We start from the raw sequence: 15,576 nt of genomic DNA on the forward strand, positions 1-15,576 counted from the left end.
CATGGCTGATTCACTCCCGCTCGATCAGAACACGCTCTGGAACGGCCCTGCTGGCGAGAACTGGGTCGCGCAGCAGGCCCTGCTGGACGGTCTGTTCCAACCGATGGCCGATGCCCTGCGCGACGAACTGCCGGCTGCCGTCACGGAACTGCTGGACATCGGCTGCGGCACCGGCGCCAGCACGCTGACCGCCGCCGCAGCGCGTCCTGAGGCCCACTGCACCGGCATCGACATCTCCGCACCCATGCTCGCCCTCGCCCGCCAGCGTGCCGCCGCGATCGGGCGCGACATCGACTTCATCGTTGCCGACGCGCAGCGCCATGCCTTCGCAACAGCGCGCTACGACTGGGTCCAGTCGCGGTTCGGGGTGATGTTCTTCGAAGACACGCTGGCCGCCTTCGCCAACCTGCACCGTGCCGCCCAAGCGGGCGCGGGCCTGCGCTGCATCGCCTGGCGCAGCGCGCAGGAAAATCCGTTCATGACCACCGCCGAACGCGCTCTTGCGGATCAGTTGGTGCTGCCGGCACGAGCAGCCGGTGCGCCAGGACAGTTCGCCTTCGCCGATGGCGAGCGGGTGCGTCGGCTGCTGCAGAGCGCCGGATGGCAGGACGTGGATGTATCGCCGCTGGACCTGACATGTTTCCTCACCCGTGACGCGCTGGCCAGCTACGTTGGCCAGCTCGGACCTGTGGGCCTGGCCTTGCGTGCACTGCCCGCCGAGCGCGCCGATGCGCTGCTGCAACAGGCACTGGCCGCATTCGCTCCGTTCATCGACGGTGATCGCGTGCGCGTGGAGACCGCCTGCTGGATGATCCGCGCCCGCGCCTAGCAACAGAAAAGGGCACGGAGGGGATCAAGTCGTTCATGCCCCGGCTGTGCGGGAAACGACTTGATCCCCTCCGTCCCCTCTTCTCTACAGCGCCTCGCCTGCATCGGCCAGCCGCGATTCGATCAGCGCGTACCACTGCTCGAGCATGTCGACCAGCATGTCCAGCTCGGCGTCGGCCCGCTGCGCGCGGCCACTGCGCAGGCAGGCCTGCGCCTCCTGCAGCTGGGTGAGGAAGCCGGCAACGGTGTCGGCCTGCAGGATCAGGCCCGGCAGCCGGCGCCCGGGAATGCGCACGACCGCATGGTTGCCGAGCTGGCCGTACACGCTGAGAGTGGCTTCCGTCTTCATGGACAAGGGCAGGAATTGGGCATTCATCAGGTGCACCAGGGAAGAAACCTGCCCACCGGCAGGCGTGGAAAACGGGGGAGACGTTTCCACGTCCTGCCGGCAGAACAGGGGGGACTCGGGATGCCGGGGCACGCCCCGGCACGGGGATTCAGTGCGGCCGGGCCACGCCAGCGATCTGCACCCGCCGGTTGGGCGCCAGGCAGGCGATCAGTTCGCGCCGGTTGCGCTGGTCGCACTGCACCAGCGGTTCTGCCGCGCCGCGACCTTCGGCACTGATGCTCGCCGCGGGTACGCCGCCCTGTACCAGCGCCATGCGCACCGCCTCGGCACGTCGCTGCGACAGTGTCTGGTTGTAGGCAGCGCTGCCGATGCGGTCGGTGTAGCCGACCACCTGGATCGACTGCACCTGGCTGGCCTCACGCACCTGCGCCAACACGCCCTGCACGGCCTGCTGACCAGTGGCACTGAGCACCGCACTGTCAAAACCGAACAGGGCATCGGCGGCCAGTCGCAGCGGCTGCTCCGGCAACGGCGCCGGCGGTGGCGGTGCAGGCGGACGCGGCGGGTCCAGCACGGCAGCGCACGATTCAGGCTTCCAGTAGCCGCCCTGGGCGATGCCCTTGTTGTCAAAGCGCACCTGGAACTGGCAGGTGAAGTATTCGGCGCCCTGTGCGGTGCGGAAGTTGAACAGGTAGTTCCACTCGCGCACGCCCCACATGCCTTCATTGAAATGCGGGGTGCCCAGCAACGTATAGAGCTGGCGCTTGCTCATGCCCGGCGCGAACCGGCGCAGGTCGGCGATATCGGGATAGATGCCTTCCTTCAGCGAGGCCTTGCTGGCCTCCGGGAAGGTGACGGCAGTGCTGCCGGCGGGACCGTCGGCGGCCGGTGCGTGGCTGCGGCACGCAACCAGCAGCCCTGCAGCCAGGATCAGCCCCAGCGTGGCGATGACGCGGCCACTGCGAGCGATGCGATGCGATTTCATGTCATTCCCCCTGTAGACGTTGGCCGCGGCGCCGGGCCGCAAGTACGACCCGGCGCGGGCAATCACCACTGGATGCCGGCACCGACGGCCACACCGGCCTCGCCACGGCTGTTGGTGGAGCCACTGAACTTGTAGATCCAGCGGCCGCCCTCGGAAACACCGGAGATGCCCAGGGCCACGCCGGATTCGCCGTTGTAGCTGCCGGCGGCGATCGAGGCCATGTTGCGTCCGGCTTCGCTGGGCTGCGGCAGCGACGCGGTTGCCATCGCCGAGGCGATACCGGCCGAGGCACGGTTGTCGGTCTTGCGCAGGTCGCGTTCGAAGCCGCCCATGCGCTCATCGGTGTAGGCCTTGGACCAGTCCAGCGTCTGCGCCATGCCCGACTTCAGCTGGTCGACATTGACCGCGTCGGTACCGGCGGTGCCGGCGGCGACGTTGCGCACCGTGGTCGGGCCGCTGCTGGTGCTGCCCAGGGTCACGCTGTTGTAGTTGGTGGTGCCGTTGGTGGTGGTGTCATAGCGGATCGTGCCCTGCTGCGAAGCCTGCAGCTGACGCACGTTGACCGCGTCCGTTGCCTGCGAACCATCGGCCACGTTGACCACCTGGCGTTCGGCACCGGCTGCCCCCACCGACACGGTATTGGCGCGGTTGGCGACCGAGCCTGCACCCAGCGCCACCGAGTTGTCGGCCTGTGCCTGCGAACCGTTGCCCAGTGCGGTCGAGTTCGCCCCGGCAGCGGTGGAGCCGGCACCGCCTGCGGCGGAGTTGGCACCGCTGGCAGACGGATCGGCCAGGTTGTTGCTGTTGTTGGCCCGGAAGCTGCCGGCGACGTTGGTGATGTTCTGGATCTTCTGGTCGGTGTAGGACTTGGACTGGTCGATGGCGTAGTTGACGCCGTTCTTCAGCTGGCCGACGTTGGTCGCATCGTGGTCGTCGGAGCCATCGGCCACGTGGGTGACCTTGCGCTCGCTGCCGCTGCTGCCCACCGCCACTTCACCGGACGAGTTGCTGGCCCCGGCTTGGCCGTAGGCACCGGTATAGCCAGTCTGCGCGCCGACGCTGGCCACCGAGCCGGCACCCAGCGCAACACTGTTGCCTGCGCTGGCATTGGCGCCGTTGCCGACTGCCACGCTGCCCGCGCCCGCTGCGCTGGCCTGCGGGCCGACCGCCAGTGCTTCGGCACCGGTGGCCGTAGCCGCGGCGGCAGTGGAGTTGACCGCCAGGTACGGGCTGCCGCCACCGTTGCTGATGCGCTGGTTGAGCACCCGCAGCGAGCCGTCCACGGCGGAGAACGCCGCGGTGACGTTGCTGTAGTCGTTGCCGGTGATGGTGCCATCGGTGGCGATGGTGGAGATGTTGAAGGTCGGCGCGGTCCACAGGCCGGTGCTGCCGTTGTACACGGTGCTGCCACCGAAGTAGCTGGCCACCGTCTGGTGCGTGCTGAACAGCTGATCACCGGTGATGGCATCGCTGCTGCCCGCCAGAATGCTGCCGGCGGCAACGTTGGTGACTTTCACCGGTGCACCGCCGGTACCACTGAGGGTCACGGTATCGACCACGTTGCCACTCCCATCCACGTCGTACTTCACGGCGCGCTTGTCGAGGTCATCGGTCTGGTCTGCAACGTTGGCCAGCGAATTGCTGACCGCATCGAAGGCGGTGCCGACGTCGTTGTAACTGCCCTGGCTGACGGTGCCATTGGCGGCGACGTTGTTGAGCGTATAGGTCGGTGCAGTGACCACGCCATTGGCATCCACCGCAGCGCCGCCGCCGAGATGGGTGGCCACGGTCTGGTTGGCCGCGAACAGCTGCGCACCGTTGATCGCTTCGCTGCTGGCCGCGCTGATCTGGCCCGGGCCAAGGTTGCGCAGCGTGGTGGCCGTGCCGGACTGGCCCAGCGTAGCGCTGCCGTAGTTGACGCTGCCGTCGCCGTTGAGGTCGTAGCGCAGCGCGCCCTCTTCCGAGGCCTGCAACTGCCCCAGGTTGACCGCATCGGTGCTGGCGGTACCGGCGGCGACGTTGGTGACCTGGCGTTCGGCGCCTGCGGCACCGATCGACACGCTGTTGGCACGGTCGGCCAGGCTGCCGGCACCGACCGCGATGCTGTTGGCGGCGGTCGCGTTGGCACCGGCACCGACGGCGATCGATTCGGTACCGCTGGCCACGGCGTCGGCACCGGTCGAATTCACGCGCAGGTACCGGGTGCCGGTGTTGCGGATGTCGTTGATCTGCGTGTTGAGGTTGACCAGCGAGCCATCCACCGCATCGAAGGCGTCGGTGACGTTGTCATACAGCCCCGAGGCGACGGCGCCACCGGTGGAGATGCTGCTGATCTCGAACAGCGGTGCGGTGAAAGTGCTGGTGAGCGGATCGAACGCTGCACGTCCACCGAAGAACTTCGCCATGGTGTCGTTGCTGGCGAACAGCTGCGCACCATTGACCGCCTCGCTGCTGGTGGCGTTGACCGCACCGGCGGCCAGATTGCCGATGGTGGTGGTGCCGGTGCCATTGCCGAGGGTGACACGGCGGTAGTCGGGGTCGCCTGCACCATCCAGGTCATAGGTGACCGCCGCGGCACCGACCGCATCGATCTGGCTGATCGCGCCCTTCAGCTGGGCCACGTTGACCGCGTCGGTGTTGGCGCTGCCGGCCGCGAGGTTGGTGATCTGCCGCTCGCCACCACCGGCGGTGCCTACCGACACCTCGCCAGCGGACACCTGTGCGGTGGTCAGGCCGTAGGCGCTGTAGCTGGCCTGGGCACCACGCAGTGCGGCGGAGCGGTAGCCCAGCGCCACCGAATTGGCCTGGTTGGAGGTGCTCTCCGCACCGAGCAGGGTCTGCCCGTTGGCGGTGCCGCTGGCACTGTCGCCGACCACCACCGAGTGGCCCATGCGTGCCGCGTAGTCGGCAGTGGGGACGCCGGTCGGATCGCTCGGATCATTGGCACCCGCACCCGGGAAGGCGACGTTGGCATCAACCTTCGGCAGCTCATGGCGGGCATTGGCACCGATCACCACTTCCTTGGAGCCGTTGGCATAGGCGCCATCGCCCATCAGCACCTGGTAGTCCTGCGCGGCGTTGACCGCCCAGCAGGAGATATCGGCCAGTGCAATGTCCAGGCACTTGGCCGCCCAGGCCGGCGAATCCTTGGGCAGCAGCAGGCCCAGCAAGCCACCGGGATTGCCGTTGTTGATGTTGTAGATGTAGCTGTCGGAGGTGACGCCACCGATCAGGGTCAGGTGCGAGCTGCCGCCGGTGACCGCGCCACCCAGGCCATTGAGCGTGGTACCGACCGGCGTGGCATTGACCACCGGCAGGCCGAGCACGTTGACCGTGGAATAGGTCTGCATGACGTTGGCGGTGCTGAGCTTGAGGTTGCCGTTGGACAGGTAGCCGGTGCCACCGAACAGGCTGGCGGTGGTCGGGCCGAGCAGTTCGGTGACACCGCCCACCAGGCCACCGGTGCCGATCACCAGGCCCGCGTTCGGGTCGGCAGCGGCCGGCGCCTTCGGGCTGGTCGGCGGAATGGCCGACGGCGAGGTCAGGCCGAGGCTGCCCAGGGTATTGCCGACCAGGCCGCCGACGGCGCCGGTCAGGTTGCCGACAGTGCCGTTGAGATCGCCGTTGAGCAGGCTGCCGACAGCGCTGCCAACGCCGTTCAGCGCAGTGCCGACGCCGTTGAGCAGGCCGCCCAGGCCAAGCGCGCTGTTCTGTGCGGCGACGGTTGCGGTGCCGGCCAGCTTGAGGTTGCGATCAGCGACGAGTTCTTCGCCGTCCTTGCCCTGTACGCGTACCTTGCCCGCCACGCCGGTATCAAACGCGGCGGTGATCGCGCGGTCATCGGTGTCGCCCGGCAGCTCTTCCTTGGCCGGCAGTGTGACTGATGCGGTGGCGCCGGCCTGGCCTTGTCCTTCGATGGGGTTGCCGGCCACGCCCAGCCGCGAATCGACCTTGCCGTCGACGGCCGCCTTCAGCCCGGACGGCGTTGCAGTCACGGCGGTGGCAACCTGGGTGCCGGCATCGACGCTGGCAACCGGCGTACCGGCGATGCCGACATTGGCTTTTGCGGCGGCGTTGGCAGACAGACCCAGCGGCGCCTGAGCGGCCGGTGCGACGTTCGCGGCGACTGCGGTATCGACACGGGCGGCGGCGACGTTGCCGATGCCGATGTTGGCGTGCACGTCGGCGCCGAGCGCCGGTGCGGGCACCTGGCGCGGCGTCGCGCCGGCGGCCAGCTTGACCTGCACGGTGGCCGGCAGGACGTCGCGCACCACCGGCAGCGAAGTCGTGCTCAGCTGCAGGCCAACGCGTGCGTTCGCACTGATCGCCGGGTTTGCCTGGGCCTGTCGTGCGGCCGCTGCCAGCGCAACCTCGGCATCGACCTTCACCGGCATCGGCTGGGTGTACTTGGCCGCCAGCGCCTGCAGGTCGCGCAGCGATTGGTTGGACTCCGTGGCCGCCGCAGGTCCGCTGGCCAGCACACACAGCAGTGCCAGGGCCAGGGTGCTGGGCACCAGGAGGCTGGCGCGGCGGTCGCGCGGTGCGGCACCACCGCTATCGCCGGTGGCCAGTTCCGAGGCCACAACCAGAGCATTGAGCTGGCGGTTCCATACACGCCGGTAGATGCGGTTCATGAGCATTTCCCCCGTAGGCGGACTACTTGAATGTCAGTGGACTTGCCGTTAGGCAGGTGACTGACATTTCGCGCCTTTCAGCGAGGGCTGAGCACTTCATTCCGGCAGGGCAATCGCGCATTCCGGCAAATCCACGGCCGGATTCGGCAGCCAGATATGCAAATCCGGCAGGGAGGGCTGGCCGGGCTGCGCCCGGCACCCGCAGAGGCCACGTCAAAGACAACAGCAACGGCAAAATCTGGGTTCCTGAGGGATGGCGGGGTGGGTCCGGTTGCGGGGGACGCTGCAAGTACGTCCATGTAAGCTCGGTCGCGCCATCCATGGCGCTCACGCCCCCGCAACCGGACCCACCCCGCCTTCGACAGTTTCCCGCGCGCGTTGTAGTAGAGCCGGGCCATGCCCGGCTGAGGGGAAAGTCCGATCACCATTTTTCATTTAGATCGAAATAATCAATCAGAATCGAAGATTCACTCACACTTTCGAATGCGCGATGGCCAATCCCACCGCCCTCGGGAAACTGTCAGGGGTGGGGCGGTGTGGGCTTGCAGGACCGTTGGCGCCATGGATGGCGCCATCGAGCCCCCATGGATGGGTTTACGGCGTGTCCTGCAAGCCCACACCGCCCCGCCAACCCACAGAAAACCCAGAGCCGGCTGTTGCTGTGGCTTCGGCTGTGGCTTCGGCTGTGGCTTCGGCTGTGGCCTCTGCGGGTGCCGGGCGGCAGCCCGGCCGATACCCTCAGGCCGGTTGGCCGAGCTGTGCGGGCGCGCGCATCAGGGTGTCGCGCGGCAGTTCGCCAAATACCTTGCGGTAGTTGTCGGCAAAGCGCGACAGGTCCCACAGCCCGCAACTGAGCGCGATGGCCTTGACCGAGCGCCGGTTGGAATCGGCCATCGACAGGCTGCGGCAGGCCGCGCACAGCCGCAGCATCGACAGGTAGCGATTGGGCGAGGTACCGAACAGATCCTCGAACGCATAGCGCAGGCCACGTTCGCTGACGCCGGCGGCGTCGCAGATTTCGTTCATGTAGATATTGCGACGCAGGTTGAGGCGCATGAAGTTCTCCGCCCGCTGCGCGATCAGGTAATGCGTGCGCCGGGCGCGGCTGCAGCTGGGTCGATCGGCGGGGCCCGCGCCCAGCAGTGCCTGGATATGCTCATGCAGCAGTCGCTCGGTTTCCTCCGGCTGCAGCCCACCGCCCTGCCCCAGCTGTGCATGCAGTTGCTGGTAATGGCGCACCAGGGGCATTGCCTCGTCGCCCAGGTTGAACAGCGAAAGTGCCTGCCCCGCCGGTGGCGTGCTGCGCAGGCTCAGTTCGGTCAGCTTGCGCTGCACGCGCGCGACCGGCACCAGCATCAGCGTCATCTGCGTGCCGGGGCTGAGCGTGAATTCACTGATGCCTTCAGGCATCACGGCCAGCGCCATGCCCGGCGTCAGCGGCACGCCATGGCACCAGCTCAATGCATCGTCGGTGGTGTGCAGGTAACCGAGCATCGCCCAGTCGGGGGGCAGCATGAATCGGCCGCGGCAATGGAAGCCGCAGGTGATGCTGCAGAACAGGGCTTCCTCGTGAACGCGCGAAGCGAATGCCGCGCGCGGACCATTGCCATCCAGCAGCAACAGTTCCACATCGCACACGCGGAGCACGCCGCTCAGCGTGGCCAGGTCGATCGACCTGAGATCGCCGTCGTCGTTGCCTTCCACCCCACCATCGACCATGACAGTGTCGTCCCCCGTTTGGTCTGCTGTACGACCCCGCCCCCACTGCCTGACAGGGCGCACGCCGTTTCCAAGAGCATCGTCCGTTGCCGTGATGGTCGCTGCGCGGCACGCGCGTCCATCCATGAAAATGCAATACCTTGAATGCGAGTATGCCCGATAATCCGCAGCCGTAAACAGGATGTTTCGACGCCAGCCGATTATCGACGACGTGAAGAAAATGTGCGCGCGGATGGCATGGTTTTCGCATGCGCGCAGATCGACCTCACATTATCTGCACGACCATGAATCGTTTTGCGCAGGAACGGATATGCGTCACAGATCCGCGCCTGAATATTCAGCAATTCACCGAATCTGCCGAATTTGCATATAGGTTCCGGTTGCAGGGAACCGCCATTCAGGCAAAGTCGAATACACGGTGATCGGGCACGCAGATAGCGGCCACACCCAGGGGGACAGCATGACCATGCACCTGCGAAATACCGTTTCGACCACCGGCCCGGTGCCGTGCGGTCGCGGTTGCGCGGCCGCTGCCCTGCCCGGGAATGATCACCCTGCTTGAGCACAGCGGGATTGCCCGCCGTGCCTCCTCCGCCAGGATGGCAGAGGCCTACGGACGGTCCCGGCGGAGCCGGGCCACCGCCCATGCAGGTGTCCTGCAGCAACTGACAGGTAGAGGGAGACAACCGTCATGAACGCATCGATCCGCAAGTTCCTGAAAGAAGAAGATGGCGTGACCGCGCTCGAGTACGGGCTGCTGGCCGCCGTGATCGCCGGCATCCTGATCGTGGTGGGCAGAACCCAGATCACCGCGTTCTTCACCACGTTGTTCACCCGCCTGCAGGCCATCGCCACCGACGCCACCACCACCTAGCCGTCGCGCGGGGTACAGCACCTGCGGTCGCTTCGATGGCGACCGCGGTGGCCGATGAAGGGGGTCTGCAACTGTCCAATGACGGACGAAGAGGGTGTGCGATGACACTGCTGGGATTGCTGGCCATGGGAGTGTGCCTGCGGATCGCGATCAGCGATCTGTACGCCCGCCGCGTGCCCAACACCTGGCTGCTGGCCGCGTGCGCGATCGCGGTGCCACTGATCATCGCCGACCAGTTCAATGCAACGCGCACGACCTGGGCGCCCCACCTGCTGGGCGCGGCACTTGGCCTGCTGGCATTGCTGCCGTTCTATGCGGTGCGCTGGATGGGCGCCGGCGATGTGAAGTTCTTCGCCGTGCTCGGCCTGCTGCTGGGCTGGAAGGCATTGCTGCCGGTATGGGTGCTGGCCAGCCTGGCCGCAGGCGCCCACGCCATGCTGGTGATCGTCGGACGGCAGTTGGCCGGTCACCTGCCGCTGCGCCTGCAGATGCAGGTCAATCGCGCCAGCACGCATTGGAATGGTCACCCTGCCCTGCGCGAGCTGCAGGCCGCCCGGCAAGGGCGACAGGGTATTCCCTACGCCGCCTACCTGGCCTTCGCGGCAATTGGCTGGGTACTGGCAACGACTTATGGAGGCGTGGCATGAAAGCGTTCGCACGTCGCCGCCAACGCGGCGTGGCCAGCATCGAATTCGCGCTGATGCTGCTGCTCGGCCTGGTGCCGCTGTTGCTGTTCACCTTTTCCGGCGTGCTGATCATGGCCGCACAGCAGACCCTGGCCACGGCCTCGGCCGAGGGCGCGCGCGCGTCGCTGCGCTATGGCAGCGCCGGCGAGCGGCGCACGGCTGCCTGCCTGGCAGCCCGCCGCTCCATGCAGTGGCTGTTGCAGTTTTCCAGGCAGAACCCGGACTGCAGCGCGGGCGGCGCCGGTGCCATCGTGGTCTCGCCGCAGGCGCCCTGCGCCGGCCTGGCGACGGTGCAATGCATGACCGTGACCGTGAGCTACGACTACAACGCCCATCCCTTCCTGCCCGGCACCGCCACGCTCTATGGCTGGGTGATGGGCGCCCCCATTCGCAGCGTCGCGGTCGCCCAGCTGGACCTTGGCAGCAACTGACGATCGGTACAGGAGACGAATTCCATGCTCAAGTTGACCCGCATCGCCGCCATCGCCCTGATCGCGCTCGCCGTGCTGCTCGCCGTGGTGGCCTTCGTGATCGGTCGCAAGCCTGCGGCTTCGGCGGACAATCCGAGCACGATCGTAACGGCCGATGCGCAGACGTTCAGTGTCGTCGAAGCCACCGCGCGGCTGCCTGCCGGCGAGCCGATCAGCGCCAATGGCGTACGGCTGACACAACGCACCACCGAAGTGCCGGGGGCGGTGGCCGACCTGGCCGCGGTGGTCGGCAAGGCGCCGGTGCAGGACATCAGCGAAGGCAGCGCGATTGGCGCCAGCCTGCTCGCGCAGGGCTTCTCGCTGCAGCTGCGGCCGGGGGAACGGGCGCTGGCGGTGCCGGTCGATGAGCTGGTCGCGGCAGGCAACCGCATCCTGCCCGGCGATTTCGTCGACGTCTTCCTCAACCTGCGCAGCGCTGCTACCAGCTACAACGGCCAGCAGGACATCGCACAGACCCGCTTGCTGCTGTCGCGCCTGCGCGTGCTCAGCTACGGTCAGCAGGACATTGCGGTGGCCCCCGGCCCTGCCCAGGGTGAGGCACCGGCCACGGCCAGCAACGACTCTCGCGCGGCCGACATCACCAGTGGTTCCAGCAGCGGCCACAGCAACGGAAACGGCAGCGATGCCACGCAGCCGGCACGCACCGCGGTGCTGGCGGTACCGGTGGCCGATGCCAACCGCCTGCTGCTCGGCGCGCAGCAGGGCAAGCTGTTCCTGGCCCTGCGCAATCCCGCCGACACCGGCCTGCCGGACCTGGCGCTGTTCCCGCAGGCGCGCGGCGTACTGGACCCGGTGCGCGGCCTGGACAACGAACAGCAGCAGGCCCTGCAGCGGCCGGAGAACAACGCCTACGCCGGCCTGGATGGCGACGCACTGGCGGGCCGCGGCAGCAGCGTGCAGCGCAACGCTCACGAAACGCCGGCGCGTGCACCGGTGCAGCGCCGCTCGACACCGCGACCGGCGGGCATCGAAATCATCCGCGGCGACACTGCCGCCCCCCGTGGCTCCCTTTGACCCTTGCCGAGAGCGCACATGACCGAACGTCGCTACTGCCTACGCCCCTCTGTCCGCCAGCGCTGGCTGGCCCTGCTGCTGGTGCTGCTGGCACCGGGTGCGAGCGTGGCTGCCGACGACCTGCTGCTGCAGACCCGCGAGCAGCGGCCATGGACGCTGCCGGCCGACCTGGAACGGGTCGCCATCGCCGATCCCGGGGTGGCTGACATCGTGATGCTGCGCGGCGCACGCCAGGCGTTGCTGGTCGGCAAGGCGCCGGGCACCACCACCCTGCTGCTGTGGCACCGCAAGCAGAGTGAACCGCAGCGTGTGCAGGTGCGCGTACAGAGTGCCGTGCAGGGCGCAGCCGATGCCGGCTCCAGCGGACTGGTCTTCACCCAGCAGGATCAGCAGGGGCTCCTGCAGGGAAGCAGCGACAGCGTGCTGGCGCACATGCAGGAACAGAAGACCGCCGTGATGGCGCTGGGCAAGGACGGCAGCCTGGCCGACGCCTCCACCATCAGCAGCGGCGGCGTGGTGCAGGTCGAGGTCAAGGTGGTCGAATTCAACAAGACCGCGCTGAAGCAGATCGGCATCAACTTCCAGAACCGCAACGGTGGTTTTGCTTATGGATTCGCCCGACCCGGTGGGCAGCTGCCAGGCAACACCGGCATTCTCCCCGGCATGAAGGAAGGCGAGTCCAGCAACGAAAGCGAATCACCGATTTCCTCGGCGTTCCGGCTGGTGTTTGGTTCGACCAAGGGCCTGTGGAACGCCGACGTCGACCTGCTGCAGGCCAACGGCATGGCGCGCGTGCTGGCCGAGCCGACCCTCGTTGCGCTGTCCGGGCAGAGCGCCAGCTTCCTGGCCGGTGGCGAACTGCCGATCCTGGAGCCGCAGGGACTCGGCACGACCACGGTCACCTACAAGCCCTTCGGCATCGGCCTGACCGTCACCCCCACCGTGCTCTCACCGAACCGCATTGCGTTGAAGGTCGCGCCGGAAGCCAGCGACCTGGACTACACCAACGCGATCGCGCTCAACGGCGTGCAGATCCCGTCGATCACCACCCGCCGCGCCGATACCACCGTCGAGCTTGGCGATGGCGAGAGCTTCGTCATCGGTGGCCTGGTCAGTTCCACCGTGGCATCGACGGTCAACAAGATTCCGCTGCTCGGCGACCTGCCGATCATCGGTACGTTCTTCCGCAACTTCGACTACAAGCGCCAGGACAAGGAACTGGTGATCATCGTCACGCCGCGGTTGGTACAGCCGATTGCCCGCAATACCGAACTGCCGCTGCCCGGCGATCGCGAAGCCAAGCCGAACATGCCCGAATGGGGCGCGTGGCTGCTTGGCCCGATCAGCCGCGATCCGGTTCCCGGTTTCTCGCGCTGACCCACATGACGTCTCCGGTACCACGCCCATGCCCTACGCCACTGCCCTGCCGCTGCACCCGCAAGGACCACCGATGAACCTGGTCCTGTACGGGATCGACCGTGAACTGCTGCCGCGCCTGGCTGCCAAGCTGCCGCCGGCCACGGCACTGCATTGGCAGGACAGCGGCGAGCCGACCTCGGCACAGGACCTGCAGCGTGGCCCGCAGAACCTGGTTCTGCTCGACTTCCGCCCGGAGCATGCGTCGGCATCGACGGTGCTGGCCCAGCAGCTGCAGCAGACCCAGCCCGATCTGACTCTGGTGGCTGTGGGTGCAACCAGCGCCGGTCAGGTTGAAGGTGTGGTGATGGCACTGCGCGCCGGCCTGCGCGATGTGCTGGACCTGGACAGTGACAACACCGGCATCGAGGCCGCCCTGCGCCGCGCCCTGTCGCCGCGGCCCGCCGCAAGCGCACAGCAGGCGCACAAGGCGCGGCTGATCGTGCTGCTGGGCGTGCGCGCCGGCGTCGGCACCAGCACCCTGGCTGCACATCTGTCGGTGCTCGCACAACAGACTCATACCCTGGCGCAAGGCGATGCGGCCGTGCAGGACGGGCTGCTGATGGAGCTGGCGCAGCCGGCCGGCGACCTTGCCCTGTACCTCAACCTTGACAGCCGCTTCCACTACGAAGACGCGCTGCGCAATGCCAGCCGCATCGATGCCACCCTGGCGCGCACCGCGATGGCGCGGCATTCCAGCGGCCTGGTCCTGCTTGATCGTGCCAGCGGCAGCGACGCGCTGCCGCCGTCCGACCCTGGCGCGCTGCTGCAGCGCCTGCGCAGCGTGTTTGCCAGCGTGCTGTGTGATGCCGGCGGCTGCCCGCTGCGGCAGTTGCCGCCGCTGCTGCTGGACCAGGCAGATGAAATCTGGCTGGTGGCCGACGCCTCCATCGCCACGCTGGTGTCGCTGGACCACGCCCTGAAGCACCTTTCCGGCCAGCGCGATCGCGAGAAGCGCCTGCAGCTGCTGATCAACCGCCACGACGACAACAGTGGCATGAGTCCCGAACAGATCGCGCGCCGCTTCGAGCTGCCGCTGCTGGCCACCCTGCCCGAGCGGCCACGGGTGCGCACCGCCGCCAGCCACGGTCATCTGCTGCTGCAGGATGCGCCGCGCGACCCGTACCTGCGTGCCCTCGCCCCGCTGGTGCAACGCCTGGATCCGGCTGCCTGCCCGGTCCAGACGCATGGCCTGCGGGAAAGACTTGCCCTTGCCCTGGGTGGATCGCAATGGAAGACAAAGTGACCCCGTTCCCGCACGTTGTCGCCCGCAACACGGTGCCGGAGCATGCACCGGGCAGCCTGCCGTTCGCACAGACCGAGCAGTACCAGAAGGTACTGTCGGCCGCGCACGAGCACCTGCTCAACAGCATCGAAGACGAGCGCATCGACATCGATTCCTGGGCCCCGGACACCATCGCCCGCTGGGTGGAGGTGCAGACGGTCAGTTTCATCCAGGAATGGCGCATCCCCATCAACGAAGAAGAAATGCAGGTGGTGGCCGAAGGCCTGGTCAAAGAGCTGACCGGGTTCGGCCCGCTTGATGACCTGCTGCATGACCCCACCATCGAAGACATCCTGATCAATGGCTTCAAGGATGTGCATGTCTCCCAGGGCGGGCAACTCAAACGCGCGCCACAGCGTTTCACCGACGACACCCACCTGCTGCGCATCCTGCGCCGCATCATCGCCCCGCTCGGCCGCCGCCTGGATGACTCCAATCCGATGGTCGATGCGCGCCTGCCCAATGGCGGTCGCCTCAACGCGATCATCTCGCCGTTGGCGGTGGACGGGCCGATGGTGTCCATCCGCAAGTTCCGCAAGGACCCCTTCACCCCCGATGAACTGCTGGCCAAGGGCACCTTCGATGCACCGATGCAGGCCCTGCTGAAGGCGATGGTGCTGGGCCGCTGCAACATCCTGGTCTCCGGCGGCACCAGCTCGGGCAAGACGTCGCTGCTCAATGCGCTGGCCAGTTATGTGCCGGCCAACGAACGCGTCATCACCGTGGAAGACACCGCCGAGCTCTCGCTCAACCACCCGCATGTGGTGCGCCTGGAAAGCCGCATCGGTGGCGCCGAGGGCCAGGGTGCGGTCAGCATCCGCGACCTGGTACGCAACAGCCTGCGCATGCGCCCCGACCGCATCGTGGTCGGCGAGGTGCGTGGCGCCGAAGTGCTGGAAATGCTGCAGGCGATGAACACCGGCCACGACGGATCGATGGCCACCATCCACGCCAACTCGCCGCGCGACTGCCTGTACCGCATCGAGATGCTGGCCGGGTTTGCCGGCTTCCAGGGCAGCGAGGACAGCCTGCGCCGGCAGATCGCCAGTGCCATCGACTTCATCGTGCAGATCTCGCGCCTGGGCAGCGGCCGCCGCGTGCTGGTGTCGATCACCGAAATCACCGGCGTCAGCGACAACCTGATCACCACCCAGGAGATGTTCCGCCACGAAGTGCAGATCGATGGCAGTGGCAAGGAAATCGATCGCTGGATCGGCCTGGGCTTCCAGCCGCATTCGCACAAGCTGGAACCGTTCCGGCAGTTGCTGCGCGAATCCCTGTACGGAGACTTCTGA

Annotated in this window: 12 protein-coding genes; 8 read left to right on the forward strand and 4 right to left on the reverse strand. The window is 67.4% G+C overall.

The genetic code is table 11. The features are described from left to right. The first annotated feature begins 1 nt into the window (after position 1). Positions 2–829, forward strand: a complete 828-nt coding sequence (locus CR919_RS02700) for a class I SAM-dependent methyltransferase (protein WP_099818729.1) — start codon at positions 2–4, stop codon at positions 827–829. A gap of 84 nt (positions 830–913) precedes the next feature. Here the strand turns inward: CR919_RS02700 and CR919_RS02705 are convergent, their stop codons facing one another. The 4 genes from CR919_RS02705 to CR919_RS02725 all read right to left on the reverse strand — a co-directional run bounded on the left by CR919_RS02705 (position 914) and on the right by CR919_RS02725 (position 8,515). After that, positions 914–1,204, reverse strand: a complete 291-nt coding sequence (locus CR919_RS02705) for a hypothetical protein (RefSeq protein ID WP_170929478.1) — start codon at positions 1,202–1,204, stop codon at positions 914–916. A 121-nt stretch (positions 1,205–1,325) separates the two neighbouring features. Then, complete coding sequence (locus CR919_RS02710) at positions 1,326–2,162, reverse strand: OmpA family protein (protein ID WP_099818730.1); 837 nt, start codon at positions 2,160–2,162, stop codon at positions 1,326–1,328. 62 nt (positions 2,163–2,224) lie between these two features. Beyond that, a complete protein-coding gene (locus CR919_RS02715; protein WP_099818731.1) occupies positions 2,225–6,796 on the reverse strand; it encodes a YadA-like family protein in 4,572 nt (1,523 codons plus the stop codon). A 738-nt stretch (positions 6,797–7,534) separates the two neighbouring features. Further along, positions 7,535–8,515: a helix-turn-helix domain-containing protein gene (locus CR919_RS02725; protein WP_099818732.1), complete on the reverse strand. Its 981-nt coding sequence runs from the start codon at positions 8,513–8,515 to the stop codon at positions 7,535–7,537. Positions 8,516–9,206: 691 nt separating this feature from the next. On the opposite strand from CR919_RS02725, the gene CR919_RS02730 reads away from it, so the two are divergent. The 7 genes from CR919_RS02730 (at position 9,207) to CR919_RS02760 (ending at position 15,576) form a co-directional block, all read left to right on the forward strand. Next, positions 9,207–9,389 carry a Flp family type IVb pilin gene (locus CR919_RS02730; protein ID WP_025878547.1) on the forward strand — a complete coding sequence of 61 codons (183 nt, stop codon included), beginning with the start codon at positions 9,207–9,209 and terminating at the stop codon, positions 9,387–9,389. 101 nt (positions 9,390–9,490) lie between these two features. Beyond that, complete coding sequence (locus tag CR919_RS02735) at positions 9,491–10,036, forward strand: prepilin peptidase (protein WP_099818733.1); 546 nt, start codon at positions 9,491–9,493, stop codon at positions 10,034–10,036. Then, complete coding sequence (locus tag CR919_RS02740; RefSeq protein WP_089235916.1) at positions 10,033–10,506, forward strand: TadE/TadG family type IV pilus assembly protein; 474 nt, start codon at positions 10,033–10,035, stop codon at positions 10,504–10,506. Before CR919_RS02735 ends, CR919_RS02740 begins: the two co-directional genes overlap by 4 nt. Positions 10,507–10,530: 24 nt before the next feature. Beyond that, positions 10,531–11,580 carry a Flp pilus assembly protein CpaB gene (gene cpaB / locus CR919_RS02745; RefSeq protein WP_099818734.1) on the forward strand — a complete coding sequence of 350 codons (1,050 nt, stop codon included), beginning with the start codon at positions 10,531–10,533 and terminating at the stop codon, positions 11,578–11,580. An 18-nt stretch (positions 11,581–11,598) separates the two neighbouring features. Next, the gene (locus tag CR919_RS02750; RefSeq protein WP_099818735.1) at positions 11,599–12,957 is read left to right on the forward strand and encodes a type II and III secretion system protein family protein; all 1,359 of its coding nucleotides are present in this window, start codon (positions 11,599–11,601) and stop codon (positions 12,955–12,957) included. Positions 12,958–12,985: 28 nt separating this feature from the next. Continuing rightward, positions 12,986–14,242 carry a fimbrial protein gene (locus CR919_RS02755; protein ID WP_099818736.1) on the forward strand — a complete coding sequence of 419 codons (1,257 nt, stop codon included), beginning with the start codon at positions 12,986–12,988 and terminating at the stop codon, positions 14,240–14,242. Next, positions 14,227–15,576, forward strand: coding sequence for a CpaF family protein (locus CR919_RS02760; RefSeq protein ID WP_099818737.1), 1,350 nt, complete (start codon positions 14,227–14,229; stop codon positions 15,574–15,576). The genes CR919_RS02755 and CR919_RS02760 overlap by 16 nt, the downstream gene beginning before the upstream one ends.

This window comes from Stenotrophomonas sp. LMG 10879, assembly GCF_002750935.1.
In the GTDB taxonomy this organism is placed as follows: domain Bacteria; phylum Pseudomonadota; class Gammaproteobacteria; order Xanthomonadales; family Xanthomonadaceae; genus Stenotrophomonas; species Stenotrophomonas lactitubi_B.